Genomic DNA, 11871 nt, shown 5'->3' on the forward strand with positions numbered 1-11871 from the left:
GCTGGAGCAGGCCGCGCATATTGCCTGGCACGAGGCGCCCGCCCACCCGCAGGCGGCCCCGCACCCCTCCTGCTTCGGTTCGACCACGAGACGCGCACGACTGCGGACGATCGTCCGTAAGGACGAAGCGCGCATGACGCGCGGTGAGCTCGGCGCCAAGCAGTGGCTCGAGCGCCTCGTGCCTGAGTCGAATTGGACCGACGAGGATTGCGCAGCCGCGATTCGGGTCTTCGGACTCGTGTCCGACGTCCACACGAAAAAGGGCTTGGAGGCCGCTCGCGTCATTCCGGACGTCGATGGTCAGCGGCACCCGCTCTATGCCATCGATGAGCTCTATCTCCGTGGTGAGGTGACGGGTGTCGCGACGAATCTGCCACTCGTCCGCCCCTCCTTGCTCGAGCGCCCCGGTGTCGTCGACGTTCTGACTGATCAGGGATTTCGGGCGGCCGACCCCGTCGAAGAACTCATCCGATTGGTCGACTCGATCGACCGACGTTGGGGTCACGCACAGTGGGGCGCCCTCTGGCAGCTCGTCGACAAGGTCGGCGGCACCGATGCCCGTGACATCCTGCTCGGCTATGTCGGGCGCGGTGGTGTTCTGCGGGTGCGGGCGCGAGACGGTGCCTGGCACGAACCTAGCGAGGTGGTCGTCGCCGGCCTGGTCGAGCCGCTTGATCCGGCTCTCGTACTCGACGAGGCCCTCCACGGCCTTCATCTCGGGATCCTGGAACTGATCGGCGTCGGAATGAGGCCGCTCGTCAGCGCAGCACTGCTCCGGGACGCGACCTTCCAGGAGTACCGGAACACCCGACGAGAGCTGTACCTCCAGGTGGCGACCGGGCGCCGGCCCGATCCGCTCGCACTGATTTTCGATCGCACGGAAGGGCTAACCGGGCTCCAGCTTCTCCGCCGATTTGTCGAGACCGGCGACCAGACCGCGCGGCTCCTGTGGACGAGGGAACTGCTCGAGGCGGACCAACCTCGTCAGTGGCAGCTCGTACACAACAAGCGCCCCGACCAGTTCCTGCCGCTCGACTGCCCCGCTCCTCACATCTGGACGGTGCAACGTTTCGGCAGTCTCGACACCCAATGGGGTCCCCGACCGACCCGGCAGGCCCTTGCTCGCTCGTTGAGTCACTTCGCGCCCTACCTCCCCGTGGCACGTAACCCGGCGGCGGACACGCTGGATCTCGTGCGCGACCTCGAGGCCGTGCCCGTCGACACCTGGCGGGAGTTCCTCACGCGGGTGCCGACGGCGGGTGACCCGGTCGTCCTCGGGCGGCTGTTGGCCGTGGCTGCGGCCGAGCTCCCCGAGAAGGAGACTCCTGTCGCGCTCCCGGCGGTCACTTCCGGGGTGGGTGCCCTCGTGCGCCCGTCGGATCTCTACCTTGCCCAGGACGAGGACGAGGCCCGCGAGCTCGCCTCGCGAGACCTTCCCCACGTCGTCGTGGAGGACGAGGCCGCCACCTTGCTCACCGCTCGATGGGGCTGCCGGCTCGCCTCTGCACACCTGCGAGTCGAGGTCCTCGTGGATGCGCCCCGCACGCCGGTCGGTCTTCTCGATCGCTACCGCGGCCTGCGCCCCGTGGCAGGCAATCGACTCGACGGCCTCCGCCTGGTCGAGTGCAGCAGCGTCGTACGCCAGGTGACCGCACCGGACGGCGTTGATGCCCGTCCGGAGGACATCGCGATCGACGGCGACACCGTCTACCACCTCGACACACTCAGCGACGAGGAGCTCCTTGAGCGCCTCGCTGAGAAGTTCGAGGTCCCCCTCACGACGACGACCGTCGATCAGATCCTCCGGGACGCCAGGACCGAGCAGCTCAACACCATGATCGCCACCTGCCGCCTGGAGCGGGACCACGCGGCCAAGCTGCTTGTGCTCCGCGACCCCGCGGCGCTCGAGAGGCGGCTACCCAAGGGGCTGATCGACTCCCTTCGCCGCATGGGCCAGGACCTCACAGCCCACGAAGTCGCGAGACTCTTCCTCGACGTCCACGGCTACGACGCGCTGTGGGAGCTGCGCCGGGAATTCGAGGAGTCGGGGCTCCCGGTCCCCTCCCAGTGGGCGGGGACGTCGCCTGCCATCAAGTTCGTCAGCGAGCTGGGTTTCCCGGCGGAGTACGCCGGCACGCCCGGCAACCACCTGGCGGCCGACCTGACGGTCGCTGGCCCCCCGGAGTTGGATCCTCTGCACTGGTATCAGGAGCGGTACGCCGACAAGATTCGACAGCTGGTTGTCGAGCGCGGTCGCGCCCTGCTCTACCTGCCGACCGGCGCAGGGAAGACCCGGGTAACGGTGGAGGCGTTCGTGCGCGCCTTCACCGAGGACGACTTCCGGGGACCGCTGCTGTGGATCGCCCAGAGCGAAGAACTTTGTGAGCAGGCCGTGCAGACGTGGAGCGTTGTCTGGCGGCAATTCGGTGACCGTCGACCCCTGCGCATCGGGCGGCTCTGGAGTCGCAACGAGGTGGCCCAGACGGAGGACGATGTCAGCGTCATCGTGGCGACGGACGCCAAATTGGCGGTCTGCCGCGAGAAGGACGATTACGACTGGTTGGCGAATCCGTCTGCGGTGGTCATCGACGAGGCGCACAGCGCGATCGGGACGGACATCACCGCCACCCTGCGGTGGCTGGGCATCGACAGTCGCCGGACGTCCCGACCGCTCTTGGGTCTGACCGCAACTCCGTTCAAGGGCCGTAGTGCCGAGGGCACCGAGCGACTCGCAGCGCGCTTCGACCGCAACCGATGGAACGAACTGGGTGAGGATCCCTACGGAACCTTGCAGCAGATGGGCGTCCTGTCCCGTGTTCAGCACCGTCGACTGCCCGGCTCGGACTTCGTGCTCGACGCCGACGAGCAGCGCAAGACCAAGGAGCGGGGCCTACTGCCCAGTCAGGTTCTCGAGCGGATCGGTCGCGACGAGGCTCGGACCCTGCGCCTGCTCGAGGACATCAACGACCTGCCCGCCGACTGGCCGGTGCTGGTCTTCACCGCCTCGGTCCAGTCGGCGCAGGTGCTGGCCGCCCTGCTCAAGTATCGAGGAATCACAGCAGCCGCGGTCAGCGGCGCAACCCGCATCCACGAGCGGCGCCGGGCGATCGAAGGTTTCAAGAACCGGGAGATCCGGGTGCTGACCAATTGCAGCGTCTTGACCGAGGGCTTCGACGCACCCGGCGTCCGCGCGCTGTACGTGGCACGCCCGACCTTCAGCCCTAACGCCTACATCCAGATGGTCGGCCGAGGTCTCCGAGGCCCTCTCAACGGCGGCAAGGAGGAGTGCCTCGTCGTGAACGTCGAGGACACCTTCGGCCAGTTCGGCGAGAGCCTCGCCTACAAGGAGTTCGACCACTTGTGGGACCAGGACGGTGGCGAGCCGGCGTGAAACTCGTCCCCGCCACCTCGGCTCTCGGGCCCGTCGACAGCAAGGCCGAGCTCCGCGTCGCCCAGCTGCTCGAGCAGATCGACTTCGCCTCCCCCGTGGCCGCGCTGTACTCGGTGCACCTGCCCGTGCACGAGTACAAGCGGATGTCCGAGATCGACTTCCTCGTCGTCTGGGACGACACCGTGCTCGTCGTCGAGGTCAAGGGCGGCCGACTGGGACGTCGGGCCGGGCTGTGGACCTTCACGGACCGTTACGGCCGAACCGACGAGAAGCGGGAAGGCCCGTTCGAGCAGGCTCGCAGTGCGATGTTCGCGCTGCAGCGTCGGGTTGAGGAGAAGCTCCCCTCGGTGGACGTCGCCTGGGGTTATCTCGTCGTGACCCCCGACCAGACGCTGCCGTCGGACATCGAGTGGCACCCGGCCCAGTACGCAGGCCACGAAGCCATGTCCGTATCGCGCATGGCGAAGGCTCTGACGGACGCCCGGGCACACGCCCACTCGACCCGGTCGCGTCCGGTCCGCGGGGGTGCCTACGGCGACCTCATGCGGGTACTCCGTCCCGACTTCGACTGGGTGCCGACCCTGGGTGCCTTCGGTCCCCGGCTCGAGCAGGAGTACGTCCGGCTGGCCGAGCGTCAGTACGACCTGCTCGTCGGAGCCGAACGCCACAAGCGCGTCCTCTGCGTCGGCGGCGCCGGTTCCGGCAAGACGCTCCTGGCGACGGAGACTGCGAGGCGCGCCGCCTGCACCGGTGCGTCGGTGCTGGTGACGTGCCGCTCACCTCGTCTGGCGGAGCTCCTTCACGCCCGTCTCGACGGGACCGGGGCCACGGTCGTGCCCTTCGACCGTTTGGACGCGTCGACGACGCCGGCCGACGTGCTGGTCGTCGACGAGGCGCAGGATCTGCTCGACGTCGACAGCCTCCTGGTGCTCGATGAGGTGGTTGCCGGGGGGCTGACCGGTGGGCGCTGGCGCGTATTCTGCGACCCCAACAATCAGGCCAACGTCGACGGGACCTTCGACGCGGCCGCCTTCGACGAGCTGGCTGCCTCGGCCGTCGTCGTCGATTTGCCGTACAACTGCCGCAACACGGCTCAGGTGGTGGCTCAGACCCAGCTCATCACCGGTGCCGACATCGGTGTCGCACGCGCAGGCGAGGGCCCGCAGGTCGTGTGGGAGCAGTGCCCGGACGACGAGGCGACTGCCAAGTTGCTCGATCTGCGGCTGAAGGCGTTGCGCCGGGATGACGTCGACATGGCCGACGTCGCCGTCGTCACACTGCGGCAGCGAGTCGAGGACAGCGCGGCCGTCGCCTCTCGGGCCTACCGCACCGGCCGCCTTGCGTCGGTCTCCGGCACGCCTGTCGCCGGCACCGCGTTGCTAGTGACGGCATCGGAGATCAAGGGTCTCGAGGCCCGCCACGTCTGCGTGATCGACGTCGACGAGACCGACGACGCAATCGCCCGCGCACGGCTGTACGTCGCCATGACGCGGCCCAGGGTCAGCCTCTGGCTCGGGGTCTCGCCTCACGCCTGGACACAACTCGCCCAACGCCCGAACCCGTCGGAGGACCCCGGTGACCGCTGAGCTCGATCTCCCCGATGTGCGGGAGCGCTTCGTCGGCCATCTGCGCGGTCAGTACCTCGGCCCACAGGACGGGCAGGACGAAGTCCTCCGTACGCGTCCCGACCGGCACTACCTCGTGGGAACTCTCTACCCACGGGCGCAGACGGCCGTCCACCACGACGGGTCGAAGCTCGGCGACGAGCCGCTCGACGACGACCTGGATGAGCCGATCGAGCTGGCCAACGCGTGGCACCCCGCCTCGGCCGCCGTGTCCTTCCTCCACGACGCCGCGGCCCTCTCGTGCACCGTCACGGCGGGCCGGTACGAGCGGGCGGAGACCGAGGAGGACGGCTGGCGCCGGACCCCGATGCAGGCCGACGACGTGGACCTCGCCCCGGACGCCCCGACGCGAGCTCTGTTCGACGGCCGGGCCCGACTCGTGTCCGTCTGGCGTCGGACGGCCGACCGATGGCTGGTCACCGTGGCGGTGGAGAACACCGCCGTCCACGACGACGCGGACACGCCGCCGCCCACCGAGAAGTGTCTGTTCCAGGTCCACGTGCGCTGCCGGACCGTGGACGGGGTCGTGCACCCCTACCCCTCCCCCGACGACCTCAGCGACGACCCGGAGGAACAGGAGCTCCGTCTTCTGTACCGAGCCCGCCGCGCCTACGGCGTGGGCCACGGCTGCTCCGTGAACTGGACCCTGTCCGAGAACGGGAACGTCACCGAGGTCGAGACGGAAATGTTGCCGATGACCTCGGTGCCAGCGACGAAGGGTCCGGAACTGGCCTCACCGGCGCTGTCGCTGCGCCGGCTGGCCGACGCGAGCTCCTCCGTCGAGGACCTCTGCACCGACCTCGACGCGTTCGTGGACGCCTACAAGACCTGGGCGGACGAGCGTGCCGCCGAGATCGACACGCTGCCGGGACACCACCACGACGCCGCGCGTCGGCTGGTTTCCCGGATCCGTACGGCGAAGGACCGCATGCGCGCGGGCGTCACCCTCCTTCGCACCGACGCACGAGCGCTCCTGGCCTTCCGACTGGCCAATGCCGCCATGCGCGAGCAGATGCTGCAGAGCGCCCATGTGGAGAGACTTCCGGGCGAGTTCGGTCGGCCGCTCGCTCCGCGCCCCGAACAGCGCGAGCCGACGTGGCGACCGTTTCAGCTCGGCTTCCTCCTGCTCACGCTGCCGTCGATGACCGACGACCGCCATCCCGACCGGGAGACGGTCGACCTCATCTGGTTCCCCACGGGCGGCGGGAAGACCGAGGCCTACCTCGGACTCGCGGCCTATGAGATGGTGCGTCGCCGGCTCGACCGGGGACTGGCCGGCGGCGGCACCGCCGTCCTGACCCGGTACACGCTGCGGCTGCTCACCACGCAGCAGTTCCAGCGGGCCGCGACCCTGATTTGCGCCCTCGAGCGGCTGCGGGACGACCACCCGGCGCTGGATCGCACGCCCCCGTTCTCCATCGGCCTGTGGGTCGGCAGCGGCACGACGCCGAACGACTACGAGACGGCTCACAAGCAGGCGGTCGACCTCAAAAAGGCCCAGACGCCGGTCAGTCCGTACCAGATCCAAAACTGCCCGTGGTGCGGAACACCGCTGTTCCCGGAGAAGCGCTCGAAGGAGGCCGCCTATGGCGTCCGGACGACGAGGTCTACGTTCGAGCTGTTCTGCCCCAACGACGAGTGCTCGTTCCACGACGCCCTGCCCGTTCAGGTGGTGGACGAACAGATCTTCGACCACCCGCCCACGTTGCTCGTGGCCACGGTGGACAAGCTGGCCCGGCTGCCGTGGCTGGAGGACGCCGGTTCCTTGCTCGGCCTCGGCAACGTCCCCTTCGATGCCCCCAGCCTGGTCATCCAGGATGAGCTCCACCTGCTCTCCGGACCGCTGGGGACGACCGTCGCTCTCTACGAGTCGGCCGTGCAAGGGCTGCTGGGGTGGAACGGCAAACGACCGAAGGTTGTCGCGTCCACGGCCACCATTCGCGCGGCCGACCATCAAGTGCGCAGTCTGTACGGCACGGTCGTGGCTCTTTTCCCGCCCAGCGGGCTGTCCGCCGACAACAGTTTCTTCGCGGTGCCCGACCCGACCAAGCCGGGCCGCCTCTACATGGGTTTGATGCCGCAGGCTCACACCCAGGCGTTCGCCACCGTGTTGGCGTCCACGGCCCTCCTGCAAGGCCCCGCACAGCTGGAGCTGGACGGTGCCGCCAAGGATGCGTACTGGACGGTCGTCGCATACCACAACAGCCTGCGGGAACTCGGCCGCACGGTCACCATCGCCCGGGACGACGTCGAGAGCATGCTCCTGGCCCGATCGAGCCCGGAGCATCCGAGTCGCAGGCTCAAGCGTGACGGCGTCGTGGAGTTGACGAGCAACGTCCGGCCGGAGCAGCTTCCGCAGATCCTCGCCCAGCTGGAGCGCAAGGCCGATCACGCGGAGGCCGTGGATCTCCTCGCCACCACCAACATGTTGTCGGTGGGTATCGACATCAGCCGGCTGGGCCTCATGCTGATGAACGGCCAGCCGAAGACGACGTCGGAGTACATCCAGGCCACCAGCCGGGTGGGTCGCGGGAAGGTGCCCGGTCTCGTGGTCACCCTGCTGCGTGCCTCGAAGCCCCGCGACCGGTCCCACTACGAGGCGTTCCGCGCCTATCACGAGGCGCTCTACCGCTACGTCGAGCCCACCAGCGTCACCCCGTGGTCCCTGGCCTCGCGGGAACGGGCGCTCAGCGCCGCGCTGGTCATGATGGTCCGCCACGGCGTCGGGCTCCGGTCCAACGAGGATGCCGGGGAGTTCTCGGCGGACGATCCGCGGGTCAAGGCGGCCGTGGAACGCATCCGAGCCATTGCGTCACTCGCCGATCCCGACGAGGCGCAGCGGGTGACGGACGAGCTGCAGCGGCTCGTCAACGAGTGGGATCACCGCGCGTCCGAGGCGGTGGCGCGTGGGGAGAAGCTGCGTTACCGGTCGCCCAAGGGTGAAGCGCTGCTCAAGGAGTTCGGCGAACGGAAGGACGGCTGGGAGACGATGCACTCGATGCGCTCGGTGGACCGACAGGTTCGGGTGCTCGCCATCGGGGAGACCGCTCGATGAGATCGCTGCGCCTCGGTCAGACCGTCAGCCCCTTCGGCGTCGGCGCGATTCTCGACGTCCTCGGGGAGTCCCTGATGGCCACCGACATCAGCGAGTGGCCGTACGAGCACACCGTCCGCGTCGAGTCCCCACGACTGGAGGAGAAGCTCGGCGTCAAGGAGTTGCGCTCGCCGCCCAGTTCACCTGCGGAGCCGTCCAGCAAGGCGCCCGGGCTCAAGTACGAACGGTTCCCACGCTGGCTGTTCTGTCAGAACTGCCGCCGCATGCACAGGTCGAGCACACACGAGGAGACCGGCAAGGCTCCGGCGTGCGCCGCCTGCGACGGGCACCTGGTCCCCATGCGCTTCATCGCCGTCTGCACCCGCCGCGGGCATGCGATGGACGTCCCGTGGGACACCTGGGCGCATTCCGAGTACGAGTCCGAGGACCAGCGGAAGTGCCAGAACCGGAAGCTGCGGTTCGAGACGCGTGAGGGTGGCACCCAGGGCCTGGCGAGCCTGGTCATCCGGTGCGAGACCTGCAAGGCGCGCCGGCATCTGGGCGACCTCACGGCCAAGGACTCCCTGAAGCGCATCGGCGTGCGCTGCAGTGGCAAACAGCCGTGGCAGCGAGGCGGATTCCCTGCCTGCGACGAGCGGGTCGAGGTGGTTCAGCGCGGCGCCACCAACGTCACCATGGCCGACGTGACGACGGCGTTGGACATCCCCGAGCCGGCGCGCCCGCCACGTGACCACGTCACCGAGATCCGGCAGCACCGGAACTTCGAGGACGTGGCCTCGGCTCCGACCGGCCCTCGCGCGGCGGTGCTCATCGGACTGATCGCAGAGGACGTCGGAGTGTCCGAGGACCTGGTCCTGCAGGTGGCGCAGGCGGGAACGGCCTCCTCCGACGATCTGCTCGAGACCCGGGCGGGCCTGCTCGCGGACGAGTGGCGGGCGTTCCAGCAGGTCGGCGACGACCCGGATGCGCGAACCGGCAGCCGGGACTTCGTCATCTCGCCGTCCACGATCGTGGCCAAGGCCTCGAATGCCGTCGAGGACGAGCTGTCCGACCGGATCGAGGACGTCGTCCTCGTGCACCGGCTCCGAGAGGTCCGCGTGCAGCACGGATTCCGTCGCTACGCCCTGGACGCCGACCTCGTGCCGGTCGAGCTCGGACCGCGGATCCGTGAGCGATGGCTGCCGGCGGTCGAGTCCTTCGGGGAGGGCATTTTCCTGGCGCTCGACGAGGACGAGGTCGGCCGGTGGGAGGAGCAGCCGGCCGTAGTGCAGCGTGCCGCGAAGCTCGAGCGACGGCGGCAGGAGAGCCTGCTCGGCTCCCGGCTCACGCCGGTCAGCCCGCGTGTCCTCCTGGTGCACACGTTCGCGCACCTGCTGATGCGCCAGCTGGCGTTTTCTTGCGGCTACTCGGCAGCGTCCCTCCGGGAACGCGTGTACGCCTCCCCCGGACCCGCGGGACAGGCCGGTCTGCTCGTCTACACGGCGTCCGGTGACGCAGAGGGTACGCTGGGCGGGCTCGTGCGACAGGGCGAGGAGCCCCGCCTCGCGCGCAGCGTTGTGGCGGCGCTCGAGAGCGCGGCCTGGTGCTCCGCCGACCCTGTCTGCCGAGAGAGCCCAGGGCAGGGGCTGGGTAGCCTCAACCTGGCGGCCTGCCACGGCTGCAGCCTGGTCGCGGAGACGTCCTGTGAGAGCAGTAACGTGCTGCTCGACCGCGTCCTGGTCGTCGGTGACGACGAGACCCCGGGCTACTTCGGAGACCTGGTGACCGCGATCCGCGAGGAAGCCGCACGGAGGAACGTCTGAATATGTACGCCCTGAGGCGTGGACGGCCGTGAGCGCAGACTCCGTGTGCGTCGACTACCCGTGGCTGGAGCCCACGGTGCACAAGAGGAACGGGCGCTACCGGGTGACTCCCGCCGGCGACATCGAGCTGGTCGCCTTCCGGGACGGTGTCGAGGTCCGTGCCACAGGCACGGAGCGGCATCCGGAGCTCGGTGCGATGGTGCACCGGTGCTCTCGACAGGACCGGTCCACGTGGTTCTCGATCAACGAGTGGCGCCACGTGCTCCTGAAAAAGGACGGCCGAACCCTGTATGCCGGGCGTTACGACACGCCCCTCCGCTTCCAGCTGGATGGAGAGACGATCTTCACCGAGGCACCGCGGGGCCTGCGTCCGGGGCAACCCTGGGCGGGGCCGCGGACGGGCATGAAGTACACGCTCACCGCGACGGGCAAGGACGTCTACGGCAAGCAGCGGACGCCAGACGGCGCCGAGCGGAAGATCTTTCTCAGCTCGTACCTGATCGGGTGTGACCTTCACGTGTCGGAGTGGGGTCGGCACAAGTCACGTGGCGGGGCCGTGTACATCAACGAGAGCCGCGAGCTCTTCGGGCCCGGGGACGACGATGACTACGTCTACCTGGGCTACGTTCCGCTCGACACCTGGTTCCCACGTCCCGCGGTCGAGGACGACTGACGGCGGCTGCTACGGGGATCAGCCGGAGGTGAGTCGCCGGGCGACCACGTCGGCGATGGCTCGCGCGAGCGGCGGCGGGACGGCGTTCCCGATCTGGCGGGCGATCTCGGCCTTGGTACCGCACCAGAGGTGCCGCTCGTCGAAACCTTGGACGACCGCTGCCTCGGCGTGGGTGAGCGCTCGGTTGACCTGGTCACCACCGTTCTCCCATTGAGGGTGAAGGAAGCGCCCCTTCTCAGGTCGGAAGAACTCCGTGCGAATGGTCACGGCGGGCTCGTCCCACTTGAGCCGTCCGAGGACGTCGCCTGCTCCCCTGGTGTGCCGGCGCCAGCAGGGGTACTGGAGGTCGTCAGGCAGATCGAACCGGCCCTGGCCAGGCGCGATGTGCGCGTAGCGAACCTCCGAGATGAGGTCGTGGTTCCGCGTGATGTGCAGGTCCCGGAGCTTGAAGGTCCCCGGGACCTCGTGCCCCTGGAAGTCCACGACACTCTCAGGGAGCCAGGTTTCGCGCACCTGGGCATCCAGGACTACGGGCCCCTCGAGGAATGCCTGCCGCAAACCCACCCACTGTTCCAGGCCCTCGCCGGATGTTCTGGCGTGCGTCTGTCGCGGCGCGTCGACCGGGCCGACCCGCGACCCGACGACGATGGTGCGGATGCGCTTCTGTGGTGTGCCGTAGTCGGCAGCGTTCAGTCGGAAGACCTGGGTGTCGAAGTCGGCGAGCTCGCCCTCCTCGCTCGCCGCCTGCAGGAGCAGTTGAAACTCAGGGGTCTTGGCGAACCTGTCGACGTTCTCGAAAACGAACATCCGCGCGTCGGACTCGCGGACCACCCTTACGAACTCGCGCCACAGCTGGTTGCGCACGTCCGCGGGGTCACGCTTGCCGAGGGCGGAAAATCCCTGACACGGCGGCCCACCGATGACAACGTCGACGCGTGGAACATCGGTGTAGCCGGCGATGTCCCCCGCGAACGTGTGACGTCCGTCTGGATCGAAGTTCGCCGCGTAGGTCGCCGCTGCCGCGCGATCGACTTCAACAGCGCCGATGCCCATGAAGCGGCCCTCGTCGAGGAAACCCCGCGTCATCCCCCCACAACCGGCGAACAGGTCGAGCATCGTGAAATCAGGCCCCCGCACAGCCTCACGCTAGCCGGCACCGATGACGGGGTCCGCCAGCGACCCGCCCTCGTGGCCTTGACCTCTGCCGTCAGGCAGTCGGAGTTCCGTCACACGCGCACCCTCGGGAACACCAGTCCCCCGCAGCCCCGGCGCCAACCGCATCGCCTCAGGGCAGCGGCACGTGTGCTTACCCTCTCGACGGCAAG

6 protein-coding genes are annotated in these 11871 nt (G+C 68.8%); 5 read left to right on the forward strand and 1 reads right to left on the reverse strand.

Annotated elements, in window-relative coordinates:
• Nucleotides 1-133 precede the first annotated feature (133 nt).
• From C5508_RS08525 to C5508_RS08545, 5 genes are read left to right on the forward strand one after another with little or no spacing between them, the layout of a single operon-like run.
• Nucleotides 134-3391, forward strand: coding sequence for a DEAD/DEAH box helicase family protein (locus tag C5508_RS08525; protein ID WP_157944034.1), 3258 nt, complete (start codon nucleotides 134-136; stop codon nucleotides 3389-3391).
• Nucleotides 3388-4977 (forward strand): nuclease-related domain-containing DEAD/DEAH box helicase, encoded by a 1590-nt coding sequence (locus C5508_RS08530; protein ID WP_198597969.1) that lies wholly within the window; start codon nucleotides 3388-3390, stop codon nucleotides 4975-4977. Before C5508_RS08525 ends, C5508_RS08530 begins: the two co-directional genes overlap by 4 nt.
• Complete coding sequence (locus C5508_RS08535; RefSeq protein ID WP_104524521.1) at nucleotides 4967-8071, forward strand: helicase-related protein; 3105 nt, start codon at nucleotides 4967-4969, stop codon at nucleotides 8069-8071. The genes C5508_RS08530 and C5508_RS08535 overlap by 11 nt, the downstream gene beginning before the upstream one ends.
• On the forward strand, nucleotides 8068-9873 hold the full coding sequence (drmB, locus tag C5508_RS08540; RefSeq protein WP_104524522.1) for a DUF1998 domain-containing protein: 1806 nt from the start codon (nucleotides 8068-8070) through the stop codon (nucleotides 9871-9873). The genes C5508_RS08535 and drmB overlap by 4 nt, the downstream gene beginning before the upstream one ends.
• Nucleotides 9874-9901: 28 nt before the next feature.
• Nucleotides 9902-10546 (forward strand): hypothetical protein, encoded by a 645-nt coding sequence (locus C5508_RS08545; RefSeq protein ID WP_104524523.1) that lies wholly within the window; start codon nucleotides 9902-9904, stop codon nucleotides 10544-10546.
• An 18-nt stretch (nucleotides 10547-10564) separates the two neighbouring features.
• Here the strand turns inward: C5508_RS08545 and C5508_RS08550 are convergent, their stop codons facing one another.
• Nucleotides 10565-11662, reverse strand: a complete 1098-nt coding sequence (locus C5508_RS08550; RefSeq protein ID WP_232797008.1) for a DNA cytosine methyltransferase — start codon at nucleotides 11660-11662, stop codon at nucleotides 10565-10567.
• Between the last annotated feature and the right edge of the window lie 209 nt (nucleotides 11663-11871).

This window comes from Blastococcus atacamensis (assembly GCF_002938425.1).
Lineage (GTDB): Bacteria > Actinomycetota > Actinomycetes > Mycobacteriales > Geodermatophilaceae > Blastococcus > Blastococcus atacamensis.

What these genes read in the sequence shown, in the direction of transcription:
- C5508_RS08550 (WP_232797008.1), bottom strand. Translation starts at nt 11,662, where the DNA reads ATGCTCGACCTGTTCGCCGGTTGTGGGGGGATGACGCGGGGTTTCCTC.
- C5508_RS08525 (WP_157944034.1), top strand. Translation starts at nt 134, where the DNA reads ATGACGCGCGGTGAGCTCGGCGCCAAGCAGTGGCTCGAGCGCCTCGTG.
- drmB (WP_104524522.1), top strand. Translation starts at nt 8,068, where the DNA reads ATGAGATCGCTGCGCCTCGGTCAGACCGTCAGCCCCTTCGGCGTCGGC.